Annotated in this window: 14 protein-coding genes; 9 read left to right on the top strand and 5 right to left on the bottom strand. The window is 67.4% G+C overall.

From position 1 onward, the window contains the following. Window positions 1-5 precede the first annotated feature (5 nt). Entirely contained in the window at window positions 6-653 is a 648-nt protein-coding gene (gene narL / locus WJU27_RS13940; RefSeq protein WP_020163158.1) for a two-component system response regulator NarL, read from the bottom strand. Further along, window positions 650-2,254, bottom strand: coding sequence for an ATP-binding protein (locus WJU27_RS13935; RefSeq protein ID WP_341422496.1), 1,605 nt, complete (start codon window positions 2,252-2,254; stop codon window positions 650-652). The genes narL and WJU27_RS13935 overlap by 4 nt, the downstream gene beginning before the upstream one ends. On the opposite strand from WJU27_RS13935, the gene WJU27_RS13930 reads away from it, so the two are divergent. Next, the gene (locus WJU27_RS13930; RefSeq protein WP_341422495.1) at window positions 2,253-4,118 is read left to right on the top strand and encodes a sensor domain-containing diguanylate cyclase; all 1,866 of its coding nucleotides are present in this window, start codon (window positions 2,253-2,255) and stop codon (window positions 4,116-4,118) included. The two genes, WJU27_RS13935 and WJU27_RS13930, sit on opposite strands and share 2 nt — an antisense overlap. Window positions 4,119-4,143: 25 nt before the next feature. Here the strand turns inward: WJU27_RS13930 and WJU27_RS13925 are convergent, their stop codons facing one another. Next, a complete protein-coding gene (locus WJU27_RS13925; protein WP_341422494.1) occupies window positions 4,144-5,031 on the bottom strand; it encodes a DUF4394 domain-containing protein in 888 nt (295 codons plus the stop codon). Window positions 5,032-5,247: 216 nt separating this feature from the next. Between WJU27_RS13925 and WJU27_RS13920 the strand changes: the two genes are divergently transcribed. The 3 genes from WJU27_RS13920 to WJU27_RS13910 all read left to right on the top strand — a co-directional run bounded on the left by WJU27_RS13920 (window position 5,248) and on the right by WJU27_RS13910 (window position 9,169). Continuing rightward, window positions 5,248-5,853, top strand: a complete 606-nt coding sequence (locus tag WJU27_RS13920; protein WP_445928436.1) for a methylamine utilization protein — start codon at window positions 5,248-5,250, stop codon at window positions 5,851-5,853. 4 nt (window positions 5,854-5,857) lie between these two features. Beyond that, on the top strand, window positions 5,858-8,254 hold the full coding sequence (locus WJU27_RS13915) for a putative bifunctional diguanylate cyclase/phosphodiesterase (RefSeq protein WP_341422492.1): 2,397 nt from the start codon (window positions 5,858-5,860) through the stop codon (window positions 8,252-8,254). A 75-nt stretch (window positions 8,255-8,329) separates the two neighbouring features. Continuing rightward, complete coding sequence (locus WJU27_RS13910) at window positions 8,330-9,169, top strand: alpha/beta hydrolase (protein WP_341422491.1); 840 nt, start codon at window positions 8,330-8,332, stop codon at window positions 9,167-9,169. A 45-nt stretch (window positions 9,170-9,214) separates the two neighbouring features. On the opposite strand, the gene WJU27_RS13905 is transcribed toward WJU27_RS13910, so the two are convergent. Continuing rightward, entirely contained in the window at window positions 9,215-9,901 is a 687-nt protein-coding gene (locus tag WJU27_RS13905) for a hypothetical protein (protein WP_341422490.1), read from the bottom strand. A 208-nt stretch (window positions 9,902-10,109) separates the two neighbouring features. Here WJU27_RS13905 and WJU27_RS13900 point away from each other — a divergent pair, with 208 nt between their 5' ends. The 3 genes from WJU27_RS13900 to WJU27_RS13890 all read left to right on the top strand — a co-directional run bounded on the left by WJU27_RS13900 (window position 10,110) and on the right by WJU27_RS13890 (window position 13,411). After that, a complete protein-coding gene (locus WJU27_RS13900) occupies window positions 10,110-10,304 on the top strand; it encodes a hypothetical protein (protein ID WP_304000592.1) in 195 nt (64 codons plus the stop codon). Between the two features lie 200 nt (window positions 10,305-10,504). Then, the gene (locus WJU27_RS13895; protein WP_341422489.1) at window positions 10,505-12,340 is read left to right on the top strand and encodes a serine/threonine protein kinase; all 1,836 of its coding nucleotides are present in this window, start codon (window positions 10,505-10,507) and stop codon (window positions 12,338-12,340) included. A gap of 180 nt (window positions 12,341-12,520) precedes the next feature. Continuing rightward, on the top strand, window positions 12,521-13,411 hold the full coding sequence (locus WJU27_RS13890) for an AAA family ATPase (protein ID WP_341422488.1): 891 nt from the start codon (window positions 12,521-12,523) through the stop codon (window positions 13,409-13,411). Window positions 13,412-13,421: 10 nt separating this feature from the next. On the opposite strand, the gene WJU27_RS13885 is transcribed toward WJU27_RS13890, so the two are convergent. Continuing rightward, complete coding sequence (locus tag WJU27_RS13885) at window positions 13,422-14,561, bottom strand: class I SAM-dependent methyltransferase (protein WP_341422487.1); 1,140 nt, start codon at window positions 14,559-14,561, stop codon at window positions 13,422-13,424. 77 nt (window positions 14,562-14,638) lie between these two features. Between WJU27_RS13885 and WJU27_RS13880 the strand changes: the two genes are divergently transcribed. After that, complete coding sequence (locus WJU27_RS13880; protein WP_341422486.1) at window positions 14,639-15,379, top strand: pteridine reductase; 741 nt, start codon at window positions 14,639-14,641, stop codon at window positions 15,377-15,379. 139 nt (window positions 15,380-15,518) lie between these two features. Then, entirely contained in the window at window positions 15,519-16,409 is an 891-nt protein-coding gene (locus WJU27_RS13875) for an adenylate/guanylate cyclase domain-containing protein (RefSeq protein WP_232415943.1), read from the top strand. Window positions 16,410-16,415: the final 6 nt, after the last annotated feature.

Below are 16,415 nucleotides of genomic sequence, written 5' to 3'. Positions count from 1 at the left end.
CTTTTTCAGCCTGCCATCATCTGTCTGAACTGCGGGTTCTGCAGTGCCCACACCGCCGCTTCGAGCCGGCTCTTCATGTTCAGCTTGCGCAGCAGATGCTTGATGTGCACCTTCACCGTGGCGTCGGAAATGCCCAGTTCGCGCGCGATTTCCTTGTTGCTGCGGCCGTCGGCCAGCAGGCCGAGGATTTCCCGTTCGCGTTCGGTCAGATCGCTGTGCGAGGCGGCCGGCGGTGCGTTCAGCGCGTGCGCCAGCAGGCCGGCGACGCTGGCGTCGAGCACCACGTTGCCACCGACCGACTGCTTGATGCGGGCGCACAGTTCTTCCGGTTCCATGTCCTTCAGCAGATAGCCGTCGGCGCCGGCTTTCATCGCGTCGAGCACGTCGCGCTCGTCGTCCGACACGGTGAGCATGACGCAGCGCGCACGCACGCCGGAGGCCTTCAGCTGGCGCAGCGTTTCGATGCCGTTCATCGACTTCATGTTGAGGTCGATCAGGATGAGGTCGGGGTCGAGTTCGGCGGCCAGCGCGATGCCGCTGGCGCCGTCGCTGACCTCGCCCGCCAGTTCGAGCTCGTCGTCGGCGCGCACCAGCTGGGCCACGCCCTTGCGGAACAGCGGATGGTCGTCGATCAGCAGGATGCGGATGCTCATGCGGTACTTTCGTCTAGTTGGCCGACCGGCAGTTTCTGCGGTGCGAAGGCGAGCTGCACGCGGGTGCCGCCGCCGGGGCGGTGCACGACCGACACTTCGCCGCCGAGCGAGCGCGCGCGTTCGCGCATGATGCTCAGGCCGTAGTGGTTGCTTTCGGCGTACGGATTGGTGAGGCCGCGACCGTCGTCATCGACGACCACGTTCAGCAGGTGTTCGGGGCCGTAATGCATGCTCACCCACACATGATAGGCGCGCGCGTGGCGCACGGTGTTCGACAACGCTTCGCGGATCACCTGCATCACGTGGAATTCCTCGTTCACTTCGAGGTGGCAGCGACCGAGGTCGTGCACGAAGCTGATGTCCAGACCGCTGCGCTGGGCGAAGTCGTCGACCGCGTCCTGTACCGTCGACAGCAGGCCGCCGGGGCCCATCCGTACGCGGAAAGCGGCGATCAGTTCGCGCACTTCGCGGTAGGCGGCGGACAGGCCTTCGCGCAGTTCGCGCGCCGCCTGCGCGACGTCGGTCGGATGCTTTTCGCGATCGAGGCCGCGCTGCAGCCGCGCCACCTGGATCTTCATGTAGGCCAGCGACTGCGCCAGCGAGTCGTGCAGTTCGCCGGCGATGGCGCTGCGCTCTTCCATCAGCGCCACCCGTCTTTCCTCCTGGCTGCGGCTGATGCTGGAGATGGCCAGCGCGGCGAGGTGGGCAAAGCTCTCGGCGAGATTGACCTGCGGGTCGTCGACGCGCGCGACTTCGGGGAATTCGATCACCAGCGTGCCCACCGACACGTCGCCGCGACATACCGGCACCACCAGCGAATGCGCGGTGCAGTCGCCCGACGGCGGAACCACGCGTGCGCTGACCTCGCGCGCGCTCTGTTCGGCGCCGAGCTGGCGTACGATGGCCGGCTCGCCGCGGGTGCACAGCAGCGGGCCGGTGCCCAGCGCCTTGTGTGCCGGCGTGTTCAGGCAGAGCGCGGCGGTCTGTGCGCCGAGCGAGGTTTCGAGCAGGGCGAGACCGTTGCGCAGGCTGAACTCGGACACGTCACCGTCGGTGAACATGCGCGCCACCTGATGCAGCGTCTGCAGCGCCTGGCTCTTGCGGCGCAGCTGTTCGCCGCTGACCTGCTGCCGCCAGCGGCCCTCGGCTTCGAAGCCCGCCTGGCGCGCCGTCAGTTCGGCCAGGCTGTCGACCAGGCGTTCGACCTCGTCGCGGCCGCGGGTGCGGGCGCTGTCCGGCATCAGCGACAGCGCCGATTCGGTCCGCCGCACCAGCACACGGTGCGCGCGTTGGGCGATCAGCAGGGTGCCGGCGATGATGACGGCGAAGCACAGCCCCTGCAGCAGCAGCATTACGGCGACGCGTTCGAGCAGCGTGCGTTCGACGCTGGCGAAGGCGGCGCAGACGGCCGAGTCACGGTCGCCGGCGCTGAGCGCACAGAGATCGACCAGCGTGCCGAACACCTGTTCGAACTGACGCTCGATCTCGACGCTGCCCCAGATGCTGAGCACGGCGGCGACCGCGCAGCCCGCCAGAGTGGCGACCAATCCGGTATATAGGGGATAGCGCCCGCTGGGGCCGAAGAAAGAACGGATCACCATGACTTTGTACGTGTTTTCAGCCTGGATACTGGCGCTGCTGTTCGCTGCAGTGGTCGGTTCGTGGTACGGCTCGGCGATGGCCTATGCGCTGCCGGGTGCCGTCGTGCTGGCCGGGCTCACCATGCTCGGCCTGGCGCGCCGGCTGCCCTGGTATGTCGGTCGCCCGCATCCGCCGGAGGCCAGTGCGCAGCAGATGGAGTGGGCGGGTCAACTGTGCCACAACATTTCGTCGCCCTCGGTCACGATTCAGGGGCAGCAGATCACTTTTGCGAACCAGGCCTTCCTCGCGCTGCTGAACTACCGCGGACGCGGCGACCAGGTGGTCGGCCTGCCCTTCACCAACCTGCTGCATCCAGTCGATCACGCACGCTTCGCGACGCTGATGGCGATCGCCGGCGGCGAGGACGCGTCGGACGCCGAGGGCGTGCTGCGACTGGTGCGCTCGGACGGCGGTGCGATCAAGATGCACGCCAGCATTTCGCCGCTGTCGTCGGTGCCCGGCAGCCTGCTGATCCAGTTCAGTCCGGATGCGGCGGCCGCGCCGGTGCGCGACGGTGTCGAGAACTCGATGTCGCTGGTGCTCGACCAGCTCGATCTGGTGCTGTTCAAGACCGATGCGGAAGGGCGCATCGCCTACGTGAACCGCGCGTGGGAGAGGCTCACCGGCCGCAGCATGGCGGACAGCCGAGGCCGGCTGCTGTCGGTGGCCATCCACCCCGAAGACCGCGACGCGGTCGATCGCGGCATGCTGTCAGTAGCCGGTGGCCAGCTCGATCACCTGAATACTGAAGTGCGCATGGTGAATGGCAGCGGCACCGTGTTCTGGGTCATGTTGCGTGCGCAGACCTGCACGCTGCCCGACGGCGACCTGCTCGGTGTCGTCGGCACCATGACCGAGGTGACGCGGCGCCGGCGCGGCGAGGACCTGGGGTCGAGCCGGCGTTACCTGAACACGTTGCTGGCCAACGTGCCAGGCATGGTGTATCGCGGTCGCAACGACCCGGACTGGACGATGGAATTCGTCAGCGACGGCAGCGTGGACCTGATCGGTTACGAACCGTGGGAACTGGTGGACAACCACCGCGTGGCCTTCGGCAGCCTGGTGCACCCGGAGGACCGCGAATTCCTGTGGGCGCAGGTGCAGGCCAATCTGGCGCAGCACAAGCCCTACCAGATTTCCTACCGCATCGCCGACGTCAGCGGCAACTACATCTGGGTGTGGGAGCAGGGTCGCGGCGTGTTTTCGTCGCAGGGCGAACTGCTGGCGATCGAAGGCTTCATCACCGACGTCAGCGAGCGGCGCGGTGCGGAGGAAAAAGCGCGCCGGCGCATGTGGTTCGAGGCGCGCACCGGCATGACCAGCCGCGCCATCTTCGACGCGCTGCTGGCGTGGACGCTGCACCAGTCGCAGGTGAACGAGCACCCCTTCGCGCTGCTATGGGTGGACGCCAGCGGTCTGGCGGAGCCGGTGATGAGCAGCAGCGCCGAAGCGGCGGAACAGATACTGGCCACGGTGGCGCGCCGCTTCCGGCCGGTCAATTACCCGGGGGCGGCGATCACCTATCTCGACAATTACCAGTTCGCCGTGCTGCTGACCGATTTCCGCGCCGGTGAGGCGGCGCGTGCACTGTCCGGCTCGAACGAGGTGATACCGGCCGTGTCGCAACTTGCCAGCCGTCTGGTGCAGGAACTGTCGGCGCCGCTCAACGTGGGCGGGCGCGACATTTCGGTGCCGGTCGCAGTCGGCATCGCCATCGCCGATGCGCGCTATATCGGTGCCGAATCGATGTTCGCGGCGGCCCGTCGTGCGGCAACGCAGGCGGCCGAGCTGGGGCCCGGCCACTGCGAGTTTGCCGACGAGTGAGGGCGCTGCGGGTGAGCGGAATCCTTCAGGGCTCGATGGCGATGCCGCGCAGCGCTTCGCCGGTGCCCACCTGGCCGATGCGCGTCGCCTTGCCGCTCTTCAGGTCGATTTCGTAGAACTGGGCAGCGGCCGCCTTTGCCGTGCCAAGTACGGCGAAGGCGGCGTTGTTCAGGTCGGCGATGTCGAAGTGGGCGTCGGTCAGTCCGGCGACGCCGAGCGAGCCCACCGTGTAGAGCTTGCCCAGATTGGGCGACACGACGGGCTGCGTGCCCTCGGTCGAACCCTGGCGAACCAGTGCGCCGGTGGCGCCGTCGATCGCGTAGTTGGTGGTGAGCTTCTCGTTGTCCTTGTTGTAGGTGTAGCCGGCAGCGACCACGCGCGGTGCCACCTTCTCGTTCGCGTCGCCGGCGGCATAGTGCAGCGTGCCGTCCGTCTGCAGGCCCGGCGCATCGGGCGAGGCGTCGACCAGGGCACCGGTGTCCGGGTGGGCGCGCAGGTTCTGCCCCGTATCGGACACGATGCGGATGCGGTCGGCCGCCGGGTTGAAGTCGAAGCCGAACTGGCGGCCATTCAGCGGCTGCGCGAATGTCTCGTTGCCGACTGGCGTCAGCTGGCCGCTCGCGGTATCCACGCGGAACACGCGACCGCTGCTGCCGAGCGCATACAGCTCGCCGCGAGCGACCCGGTAGTCGATACCCAGCACCGTTTCGCCGGCGGCCAGACCCTTCAGTGCGACGTCCGACAGCAGCCGGCCGGGCTGCCCGGCGTTGAAGCTGACCAGGTGGTGCGACTGCGTGACCGCGCGGACGATCTCCTTGCGCGGTGTGCCGCCGGCGTCGGACAGGCCGGCGCAGCCGGTCGCGAGCAGGGTGACGCCAATGACTGCAGCGGGAAAAGCGAGAGCATGTTTCATCGTGAGGATCCGTATGTCGTTGTTCGAGTGCGGCGCCGCGGCGGTGCGATCCGCATGGTTACCGACCTGATGACGGCTGCACAGGCCCGGTCTTGAGACAGCTGTCTCGTCCGTCTTGCCCCGTCGGGTGAGCTGCCCGCCTCAAGGGACCGGGGCGACGTCCGTTAATCAGGCAGTCAACGATCAGAGCGAACCGCCGTGCCCTGCGCCGTCATCGTGTTTCATCATGTCCGCCGTGTCCTGCTCGTCGCCGTCGTCCTGGCGGGCGCCGGCCTGCCTGCACGGGCCGCCACGGTCACGATCAAGGCTGGCGATGGATCGGGCAATGCGCTGGACAGCGTCGTCGTGTCGCTGGTTCCGGTGTCGCGCGGCGGCCTGCCTGCTGCCAGACCGGCGCAGATCGAGCAGCGCAACAAGACCTTTCTGCCGGCGATCAGCGTCGTGCAGACCGGTACCGCGATCGAGTTTCCGAACAACGACACGGTGCGCCATCACGTCTATTCCTTCTCGGCGGCCAAGGTTTTCGAGCTGAAGCTCTACGCCGGCAAGCCGGAAAAGCCGGTGGTGTTCGACAAGCCGGGCGTCGTCGTGCTGGGCTGCAACATCCACGACAAGATGGCGGCTTACGTCGTCGTGGTCGATACGCCGTGGTCGGCGATCTCTCAGACCGACGGCCTGGCCCGCATCGCCGACGTGCCGGTTGGAGACTACCAGCTTCAGCTGTGGCACCCGCGTCGCCTCGGCATGCCCGACATCCCGCCGCGGCCACTGCGCATCGCCGGTGACCTGACCGAAGTGGTCAAGGTCGAACTGAGGCCCTGAGTCGATGCGGTTCAGCCTCAAATGGAAGATCGCGGCCTGGTGCGCTGCACTGCTGCTGGTTACGCAGATCGGCGGCCTGATGCTGTTCGGCCAGATCGGTCGCGGCAGTGCGATGGCCGATGCACAGACCGACCTGAAGACGGGCGACCGCGTGTTCGCGCGCCTGCTCGACGAGCGGGCATCGCAGCTGACCCAGGCGGCGCGCGTGCTGGCGGCGGACTACGGTTTTCGCGAGGCGCTGCTCAGCCAGGACAGGGAAACGATCGAATCGGCGCTGGCGAACCACGGCGGGCGCATCCGTGCCGACGTGATGCTGCTGCTGGCACTCGACGAGTCCGTCGTTGCCAGCTCGTCCTTCAATCCGGGGCGCACGCCCGAGCGTCTGCGCCAGCTGATCGAAGGCGCGCGCAGCGGCGCACACAGCGGCGGCTTTGCGGTGGTGTCCGGAATGCTCTACCAGCTGGTCGTGGTGCCGGTGATGGCGCCGGTGCCGGTTGGCTGGGTGGTGATGGGCTTCAGCGTGGACAAGAGCCTGGCCAATGACCTGAAGGGCGTGACCGGCCTCGAAGTGAGTTTCGTGCGACGCAGTGGCGACGACAGGTGGGTGCTGGCGACGAGCACCTTGGACGAGCCGCTGCAGAGCGCGCTGATCGGTGAGTTGTCGAGGCGCGGCGCACCGCAGGACCAGGCGCTGACGCTCGGCGATCACGATTACGTCAGCCTGATGCACCCGATCGACGCAGGTCCGCAGCAGCGGGTTGGCGCCGTGCTGCAATTGTCGCTGGAGCGCGCGCTGGCACCTTGGGAACGCCTGTACCGCCAATGGACGGGGCTTTCGCTGCTTGGCGTCCTGCTGGCGCTGGCCGCCAGTGCCTTCATGGGGCGATCCATTGCCTCGCCGGTGGTCCGGCTGGCGGAATTCGCGCGCCGCGTCGAATCCGGCGAGTACGGCACTCCGCCCGCAGTGGCCCGCGGTGACGAGATCGGCCAGCTCGCCAATGCCTTCGTTCATATGACCGATGCCATTTCGCTGCGCGAGACGCGCATCAGCGAACTGGCCTACTACGACGTGCTGACCGGCTTGCCCAACCGTGCCTACTTTACCGAAAGGCTGGAGGAGTCCCTGCGCGCATCGGTCGCCGGCGGCAGCGATCTCGCCGTCGTGTGCCTGGACGTGGACCGCTTCAAGATGGTGAATGACACGTTGGGTCACGATCTGGGCGATCTGCTGCTGCAGGAGGTGGCGCGGCGGCTGCGCGAAACGCTGCGCGACGTGCGCGACCAGGTCGCGCGGCTGGGGGGCGACGAGTTCGCGGTCATGCTGCCGGGCGCCGATGCGCCGAAGGCGCTGAGCGTGGCCCACCGCATCGCCGAGGCGATGAACCGGCCGATGAACCTCGACGGCCAGATGGTCGATGTCAGCGCCAGCATGGGCGTGTCCGCCTGCCCGACACACGGCAGCGACGCGCAGTCGCTGCTGCGCCACGCCGATGTGGCCATGTATCTGGCCAAGCGTCACAACACGATGGCCGAGATCTACGACCCCAAACATCACGACCAGAACGTCGAGCGGCTGTCGCTGCTGAGCGAACTGCGGCTGGCAGTCGAGCGCGATGAACTGGTGCTGTACTACCAGCCCAAGGTGGCGACGGCGCCGGATCCGGTGCACCACGTCGAGGCACTGGTGCGCTGGATACACCCGACGCGCGGCTTCGTACCGCCTTTCGAGTTCATTCCCTTTGCCGAGCAGACCGGCTACATCAAGGCGATCACGCTGTGGGTGATGAATGCGGCGATCCGTCAGTGCGGGGTGTGGCTGCGGCAGGGGCTGGAGGTGAACGTGTCGCTGAACATTTCCGCGCGTGACCTGCTGAACCCGGAACTGCCGGCGCTGTTCGCGCGCATGCTGGAACGCCATGGCTGTCCGGCACGCCTGATCACGCTCGAAATCACCGAAAGCGCGGTGCTTGACGATCCGCTGCGCGCACTGGCGAATCTGCAGGTGCTGCGCGAGACCGGCTGCGCGCTGTCGATCGACGATTACGGCACCGGCTACTCGTCGCTGTCCTACCTCCGGCAGATGCCGGTCAGCGAAATGAAGATAGACCGCAGTTTCGTGATGCACCTGCTCGACAATCCGAACGACGAAATCATCGTACGTTCGACAATCGAACTGGCCCACAACATGGGTCTGAAGGTGACGGCCGAGGGCGTGGAGACCGAAGCCGTGCTGGAGCGACTGCGCGCGCTCGGTTGCGATCTCGCCCAAGGCTATCTGATCAGCAAGCCGATTCCGGCCGCAGCCCTCGAAGAATGGTTCCGCGCGTCGCACTGGGCGCGAGTGCATGACGAATCGACGGTGCCGGCAGATCTGAGTGGGCAGCGCATCGTTGCAGTCTGATTCTCCTGCATCGCTTTTACGGGCCCGATACATGCTTCAGGTTACAGTGTCGGGAACCTGCAGGAGCGCATAACAATGATGAAGCGTCACGGACCACTGGAAATCATTACCCGCACGCCTCACGTCAGGTCGCGGCCAGTGCCGCTGCTGTTCGTGCATGGCGCCTATACGGCCGCCTGGTGCTGGGACGAACACTTCCTGCCCTGTTTTGCCGAAGCCGGCTACGAGGCGCACGCGCTGTCGCTGTCCGGTCATGGCGGCAGCCCGGGCCGCGAGTACCTCGACCTGATCAGTCTCGACGATTACGTGCGCGACGTGCTCGAAGTGCTGGACCAGTTCGACACACCGCCGGTGCTGATCGGGCATTCGATGGGCGGCATGGTGGTACAGAAGTGTCTCGAGATGAGACAGGTGCCCGCTGCCGTGCTGATGGCGTCGGTGCCGCCGCAGGGACTGTGGGCGTCGGCGGTCGGCCTGGTCATGCGCAAGCCGGATCTGATGTCGGAGCTGAACAGCCTGCTGGCCGGCGGCGCGACCTCGCTTGAAGCATTGCGCGAGGCCCTGTTTGCGCAGCCGGTGTCGATGGAGCGCCTGCAGCAGATGGCCAGCCGCGTGCAGCCTGAGTCGGCGCGGGTGATCTGGGACATGACGCTGTTCAACCTGCCGCAGCCGGCGCGCATGCATCGTCCGCCGATGCTGGTGCTGGGCGCCGAGTGCGATCCCATCATCCCGCCGGCGCTGACCGAAATGACCTCGCGCGCGCTTGGTGTGCCGGCTCACGTGTTCCCGGGCATGGGGCACGGCATGATGCTGGAGGCCGATTGGCGCAAGGTGGCGCAATGCATGCTCGACTGGCTGCCCGGCGCCCTGTCGGCGGTGCAGCCGGAGGCCCAGGGCTGCAACGCCGGCGCCTGACCGGCTGACATTCGGTCCGTCACGCGGCGGACCGAACGCCCGCGGTCACGAACCCCGGCGCCCCGGTGCGGCGTGCCGCTGCAGATAGGCCAGGATGTCGGGCAGGCGCAGCTGCGGTTCGCCCGGCATCGCCCGTGAGCCGACCACGCGGTTCATCCACGCCATATTCCTCTCCATCCGCGCGACCACGCGCCGCCACTCGCCGGCCGTGCGGCTCGACGGTTCCGGCAGCACATGGCACTGGTCGCAGGCGTCGCGGAAGCTGCGACCGTGCGTATCGAGGTCGGGATAGCGCTCTGCATCGATCGGCTTCTGTGCATTACGTCGCAGGTAGCCGATCAGCATGTGTACTTCTTCCTCGTCCGGCGCCTTGACGCCGCCCATCATGTCCTTCATCAGCGCCCCACGGTTTCCGTGTCCGCGCATGCGCACCACCATGCGGTCGACGATCTTCGGCCACTTGTCCGGGTGATGCATGGCCGGATTCGGAACGTGGTGGCACTGAACACAGTAGCGCGCCAGCAACGCGGCGCCGCGCGATCCGGGTTCCGGCAGCGAGGCGGCGTCGAGCGAGGGCGGCAGGATGCGCGCGAGCCAGCCGGCTTGCGGCGATCCTTCCCAGCGCGCACGTGCGGCGTCGATCGCGGCCTGGTTCGCCAGCGGACCGTCGCCGGCTGTAACGGTGCCGTAAGCAAACAGTGCGATCAGTAGCGCGATGCCGTGATGAAACATGTGTGCGGGGAGGAGGTCAGACCTCTCCAGAGTAGTCCAGCAAGACGGCTGACAAAAGCTCGTCACGAGCTTTTCAGGAAGCCGCGAACGCAGGTGCTGCAGCATGGATTTGTGAAGTTTCGCTGCGTGTTCGCATCGACCCTTCGGACGATTCAAGCCGGCAGTGCTGTCCGCCGTTAGCCATGGTGTCGGGTACGGGAAGAGAAAGATGGATCTGTTCGATTTCATGACCGGGAAGTCGCTGGGCCGCGCCCAGGACTACGGAGACGAAGTGCTCAACGCGGGCTGGTTGCCGCAGCTCGAAGCTGCCGCGGCCGGCCGTCGTGTGCAGGCGGTACGCCAGCGCAGTGCGGTGGCCGACCCCGACGCCTTTCTGCGCGACATCTACCGCAGCCAGGAATAAGCGGGTCTGACCGGATGAGGCGTGAGACACGTGCCCGCGGGCATGTGTCTTCGTTCGCGCCGATACGTCGGTCCGCATTCCGATCCTGCATATTGCGCAGCCGGCGCAGGTAATATCGCGCTCATGGCCTGCACCCCTGTTTCAGTTTCCCGTCCGATGCCTGCCGCGCGCCGCGGCCTCCGCCCTGCGGAGCGGTCCGCATGAGCGATGCCGTGCGCAAGCTGGGGCGTTACGTGCTCGGCCGCGAAATCGGTCGCGGCGAGCGTGGCGCCGTATTCGAAGCCACCGAGGCCGGCAGCGGCCGATTGCTGGCAATCAAGACCTTCCGTACCGATCTCGCCGCTGATCCGGCGCACTACGTGCGCAAGCTGGGCGAAAGCCTGCTTGCCTCCTCCTCGCTGCATCACCCGGGCATCGTCCGCATCATCGAACAGGGCGTGGCCGACGACGGGCAGCCCTGGGCGGCGCTCGAGCGGCTGGACGCACGCTCGCTGCGTCAGTTGCTCGACGCGCTGCCGCGCATGGCCTTCGACTGGGTGCGCAGCATCGGCAGTCAGGCGGCCGATGCATTGGCATATGCGCATGCAGCCGGCGTCGTGCATGGCGGACTGAAGGCGTCGAACATTCTTGTGGATGGCGACGGACGCGTGTTCGTCACCGATTTCGCTCTGCCGGCGCAGTCGCCGGATGCGCTGCCGGCGATGCCGCAGTACCTGTCGCCGGAACAGGTGCAGGGACTGCCGCCGGATGCCCGTTCCGATGTGTTCTCGCTCGGCGCCATCCTGTTCGAAATGCTGGCTGGCCGCCCGCCTTTCGGCTCGCCGCTGACCGGATCCTTGTCCACCGTGCTGGAGAACATCGCCTACGCGCCGACGCCGACGCCCAGTGCGATCGATCCCGATGTGCCGCCGGATCTGGACATGGTCGTGATGAAGGCGCTGGCGAAGTCACCGATCGAGCGCTATGCCGACGCCTCGGCGCTGGCGGAAGCGCTGCGCGGCGCACAGCCCACCCCGGTCGCACGCGATGCAGACCCGCTGCCCGATGTACTGCCGGTCGATGCCGGGCCGGCGCCCATCCTGCGTCGCGGGCAGTCGGGCAGACCGAAGGCGCCGGTCGAGGACGTGCTGGCCGAACTGGCGGCCGACATCGACGCCTTCGCCGCGCGCGGCGCGCCGCAACCGTCGATCGGGCAGGCGGCGTCCGCCTCCGCGCAGCGACCGCTGCGCGAACAGGCGCCGCCTGCCGTTGCCTTCCCGACGCTGCACGAAGTGCCGGCGCCGCTGCAAGCGCCTCCGACACCGGCGCCAGCCGTGCAACGCGCAGCACAATCGCCCGCCGATCCGCCGGCCGCGGCGTCTTCGCTGCTGGCTGATCTCGCCGGCGAGGCGCAGCGCATCCGTGCGCACACGACGCAGATGCAGCGTGGCGAGCGTGCGGTCCGCACCGACGCGGAACAGGCGTTGTCGAACCGCCTGTTGCTGGTGCGCGACTACTTCACCCAGTTGAGCGCCCAGCTCAACGTGATCAAGCCGCAGGTGGCGCGCGACTACCCGCTGCTCGGACTTGGCGTGCTGCGCGGCCTGGCCTGGCAGGCGTCGGATGTAAACACCCGCAACCGCGGCGCTGAAGCGCCCGACCAACTGGTGCGCGTGTCCTTGTCCTGGCTGCTGCGCGGCCAGGCGGTGCTGCGCTGCGAGCGCGATCCGCTGGCGGCCGATGCGCTGCGTCTGGCGCTGCGCGAGCACGGCCTGCGCTTCGAGGAACAGCCGGCGCGCGACGAACTGAACCGGCTGCGCGCGCAGATTTTCGACGTCGCGCCCGAGGTGCGCGGCCGGGTCGAGCTGAATGCCGACTACCGGACGCTCACGCTGCGCGTGACGCTGCAGAACGTCGAACGCTTCGGCCTGGTCGATTACGTGCCGCCGGCCGAAGACCGCGGCAGCGAATGGCTGGACGAGCTGGTGCGACTGCTGCTCGGCCAGCCCAGCCGTTTCCCGACGCTGGCCAAGCTCATCGTGCCGTCACCGATGTGAGATGGCGCGGATGATGCTTCGTTTCAGTCGGGGGTGTGCCGGCCGTTCAGTTTCCGGTCGGACGAGACGTTGAATCAGGTGTCGGACAGCAGGAGGCGAGCCATCATGGACGGGGCGGATATTCGGATTCCCCTGGCGGAATGTCGCGAAATCTACGACGTGGGTGATGTGGACCGGGCAATGGAGTCCGGCAGCGGGGCGCGCAACGAGGCGCTGACCGCCTTCTACGGAAAGATGAAGACGCTGGGCGGCGTGCGCTACGTGGTCAAGCCGTCCTCCTTCGACGGCCTCGATCCGCTGTATGCCCGCTGCCCCAACTTCACGCCGGTGCTCGACGACCTGAAGCGCTATCTGGCGCTGGCGGTGGCCGGCAACGAACCGATGAATTTCACGCCTATCCTGCTGCTCGGCGAGCCGGGCATCGGCAAGACCCACTTTGCGCGCCAGCTGGCCAATGTGCTGGGCACCGGCTTCGAATTCGTGTCGATGTCCTCGCTGACCGCCGGCTGGATCCTGAGTGGCGCTTCGTCGCAGTGGTCGCACGCCAAGCCGGGCAAGGTGGCGCAGGCGCTGGTGTGCGGCGACTACGCCAATCCGCTGGTGGTGCTGGACGAGGTCGACAAGGCCGGCGGCGACGCGCGCTACGACCCGATGGGCGCGCTGTACGGCCTGCTCGAACAGGACACGGCACGCCAGTTCAAGGACGAATTCGTCGAGGTCGACATCGATGCCAGCCACATCATGTGGGTGTCCACCGCCAACGACGAGCGTTCGATTCCCGAACCCATCCTGAGCCGGATGAATGTGTACACGGTGCCGCGGCCGGATCACGATCAGGCCTGCATCATCGCGCGCACGCTTTACGAGGAACTGGTGGCCGCGCACGACTGGGGCTTCGCGCCGGAGGCGCCGGAAGACGTGATCGACCGCCTGGCCGGCGTGCCGCCGCGCGACATGCGCAAGGTGCTGCTGGCCGCGTTCGGCAACGCCAAGCTGGCGCACCGCGACCACCTGCTGCCGGCCGACCTCGAAGCGGGACGTGCGACGCGGCAGAAGAAGATCGGTTTCTGAGCGGGCGACCCTAAAGCGTGTGGCTGCGGTCGCCGCGCAGGAAGCCGGTCAGCGGCGCATCGATGTCGCGGGTCATGCAGATCACCTTGAACAACTCGCCCATTTCGGCTGGCGAGGTGAGTTGATTCAAGGCGGCATTCTGCTTCGCCCGGCTCAGCGCGTCGGCGTCGCGGTCCAGCAGTTCGAGCACGCCGCAATTCAGCAGGAAGTTCGCCTGGCTGGTGTAGCCGGCCAGCGACATACCGGCGTCGAAGGCGGCCTGGGCGATGGCGGTGAAATCGACGTGCGCGGTCAGGTCGTTCAGGCCCGGCATCCACAGTGGGTCGGTGTGCGCGTGGTGGCGGTAGTGGCACATCAGCGTGCCGCTGCGCCGGTCCGGATGGTAGTACTCGGCCTGCGGGAAGCCGTAGTCGATCAGCAGCAGCGCGCCGCGGCCGATGCGTCGCGCCCACTCGGCCACCCATGCACGGGCGGCGAAGTTGATCTCGCTGTCGTAGCCGTCGGTGAATCCGAGCGCGCGTGCTTCGTCGGCCAGCGCGGCGGGCGCGGGGCGCCAGTCCAGCGCCGGCTGCCCGGACGGGTCGAGCGCCAGGCCCGCCTGTTCGATGCGGCCGGCCGCGTTGCGCAGGCGCTCGACCGGCATCGCGTCGAGCACCTCGTTGCCGATCACGACGCCGTCAAACGCGTCCGGCAGACTGTCCAGCCAGCTTACGCGTGCGCTCAGATGCGGCAGTTCGGCAGCGATCAGCGCCTGCTGGCGGGCGCGCAGATCGGCCGACAGTTCGAGGATGCGATAGCTCTGCGGTGCGGCGCCCAGGCGGTCGAGTTCGGCCAGCAGATCGGCGGCCAGGCGACCGCTGCCGGCGCCCGCCTCGATCAGGTGGGGCGCGCTCAGCGCCATCAGTTCCGCCAGCTGGCGGGCGAGGCTGCGGCCGAACAGCGGCGTCAGCTCCGGCGCGGTGACGAAATCGCCGTCGTGGCCGAACTTTTGCAGCGCGCCGCTGTAATAGCCGAGCCCCGGCGCGTACAGCGCGCTCTCCATGTAGCGGCTGAACGGCATCCAGCCGGTGCGGGCGATCTCGTCGCGGATCTGTCCGAGCAGGCGCTGGCTGTGCTCGACGGCGTCTGAATCGGGCTGGGGCAGTGACATGGCACGGGTGTCCGGTCGCGGGGTCCGCGATAATGCGACATCGCGTCGCGACAGACAAACAGGTGGACAGGGAAGCGATGGAAAACGGCAAGGTTGCACTGATCACCGGCGCGGCGCGGCGCCTTGGCGCGCAGATGGCGCGCACGCTGCACGACGCTGGCTGGCGGGTGGCCATCCACTACCGGCAGTCGGCGGAAGAGGCACTGCTACTGCTCGACGAGTTCAATGCGCGCCGCGCGAAAAGCGCCTGCTGCCTGTCGGCCGACCTGCTGGACACCGCCCGTCTGCCCGAACTGGTCGACAAGACGCTGGCGAAGTTCGGGCGGCTGGACGCGCTGATCAACAACGCCTCGTCCTTCTACCCGACGCCGATCGGCACCATCACGCAGCGCGACTGGGACGACCTGACCGGCAGCAACTTCCGCGCGCCGCTCTTCCTGTCGCAGGCGGCGGCGCCGGCGCTGCGCGATACAGGCGGCTGCATCGTCAATATTGCCGACATCCACGCCGACCGACCGCTGCCCGGCTACGCGCTGTACAGCGCGTCGAAAGGCGCGCTGGCGACGCTGACCCGGGCGCTGGCCATCGACCTCGCTCCACGGGTGCGCGTAAATGGCGTGGCGCCGGGGCCCATCCAGTGGCCGGAGAACGACCTGTTCGATCCGGAAGAACGCGCCCGCATCGTGCGGCATACCCTGTTGCAGCGAGAAGGCGACCCACAGGACATCGCACGTACGGTACGCTTCCTGATCGAGGACGCACCCTACATCACCGGTCAGATCATCGCCGTCGATGGCGGGCGCAGCGTGCACCTGTGACGCATCCGTCAGACCTTCGTCGGATTGCCGGCGCGGCGTCGCACGTATATCGTCGGTAATTGTAAAATGACGTAAATGCCTGACGTTGCAGCACTGACCTCGGGCCCTGACGTTGAAGCCCTATGCCACCCGGCCTGCCATGAGTTCCCAACCTAAATCTGTGTGCGTGCTGTTCGCCGACGTCTCCGGCAGCACCCGGCTCTACGAGAAGCTGGGTGACGCCGAAGCGCTGCGCGCCGTGGAACGCTGCCTCAATCGCATGCGGCGCGTGGTCGACGGGCATGGCGGCAAGGTGATCAAGACCATAGGCGACGAGGTGATGACCACCTTCCCCAATGCCGACGCGGGCATACAGGCCGCCTGTGAGATGCAGCATCGGGTGACCGATCTGCCGCCGGTGTCGGGCGTCAAGCTGGCGATCCGTGTTGGCTTCCACTTCGGACCGGCGATCGAGGAGAACGACGACGTGTTCGGCGACACCGTCAACACGGCGGCGCGCATGGCGGGCCTGGCCAAGGCCGGGCAGATTATCACCACCGCCGAAACGCTGGCCGCGGTGACGCTGTCGATGGGGCCGGAAGTACGCGAGATCGACGCACTGACGGTGAAGGGCAAGGCCGAGGATGTGCGCGTCTGCGAAGTGCTGTGGCAGGAGGGCGCCGACCTGACGATGAAGGCGTCGAGCATTGTCGCCAGCTATCACGTGGCGCGGCTGCTGGTGCGCTACCGCGATACCGAACTGACGGTGGACAACGCGCACGGCCCGCTCACCCTGGGTCGCGACATGAGCAACGAGGTGGTGATCAAGGACCAGCGCGCGTCGCGCAATCACGCGCGCATCGAGCGCCGGCGCGACAAGTTCGTGCTGGTCGACCAGAGCACCAACGGCACCTTCCTGCGCATCGAGGGCGAGAACGAGGTGGTGCTCAAGCGTGAAGAGATCATCCTGCGCGGCCAGGGCACCATCGGCTTCGGCCACAGCGCGCTCGAGCAGGGCATAGACCTGATGAGCTTCGAAGTGCTGGACTGAGGGGCG

The sequence above is a fragment of the Methyloversatilis sp. NSM2 genome (assembly GCF_038066675.1).
Lineage (GTDB): Bacteria > Pseudomonadota > Gammaproteobacteria > Burkholderiales > Rhodocyclaceae > Methyloversatilis > Methyloversatilis discipulorum_A.
This window is presented reverse-complemented; position numbering and strand designations above follow the sequence as displayed.

Coding starts and splice junctions, on each gene's coding strand:
- narL (WP_020163158.1), bottom strand. CDS start 653: ATGAGCATCCGCATCCTGCTGATCGACGACCATCCGCTGTTCCGCAAG.
- WJU27_RS13930 (WP_341422495.1), top strand. CDS start 2,253: ATGACTTTGTACGTGTTTTCAGCCTGGATACTGGCGCTGCTGTTCGCT.
- WJU27_RS13935 (WP_341422496.1), bottom strand. CDS start 2,254: ATGGTGATCCGTTCTTTCTTCGGCCCCAGCGGGCGCTATCCCCTATAT.
- WJU27_RS13925 (WP_341422494.1), bottom strand. CDS start 5,031: ATGAAACATGCTCTCGCTTTTCCCGCTGCAGTCATTGGCGTCACCCTG.
- WJU27_RS13915 (WP_341422492.1), top strand. CDS start 5,858: ATGCGGTTCAGCCTCAAATGGAAGATCGCGGCCTGGTGCGCTGCACTG.
- WJU27_RS13910 (WP_341422491.1), top strand. CDS start 8,330: ATGATGAAGCGTCACGGACCACTGGAAATCATTACCCGCACGCCTCAC.
- WJU27_RS13905 (WP_341422490.1), bottom strand. CDS start 9,901: ATGTTTCATCACGGCATCGCGCTACTGATCGCACTGTTTGCTTACGGC.
- WJU27_RS13900 (WP_304000592.1), top strand. CDS start 10,110: ATGGATCTGTTCGATTTCATGACCGGGAAGTCGCTGGGCCGCGCCCAG.
- WJU27_RS13895 (WP_341422489.1), top strand. CDS start 10,505: ATGAGCGATGCCGTGCGCAAGCTGGGGCGTTACGTGCTCGGCCGCGAA.
- WJU27_RS13890 (WP_341422488.1), top strand. CDS start 12,521: ATGGAGTCCGGCAGCGGGGCGCGCAACGAGGCGCTGACCGCCTTCTAC.
- WJU27_RS13885 (WP_341422487.1), bottom strand. CDS start 14,561: ATGTCACTGCCCCAGCCCGATTCAGACGCCGTCGAGCACAGCCAGCGC.
- WJU27_RS13880 (WP_341422486.1), top strand. CDS start 14,639: ATGGAAAACGGCAAGGTTGCACTGATCACCGGCGCGGCGCGGCGCCTT.
- WJU27_RS13875 (WP_232415943.1), top strand. CDS start 15,519: ATGAGTTCCCAACCTAAATCTGTGTGCGTGCTGTTCGCCGACGTCTCC.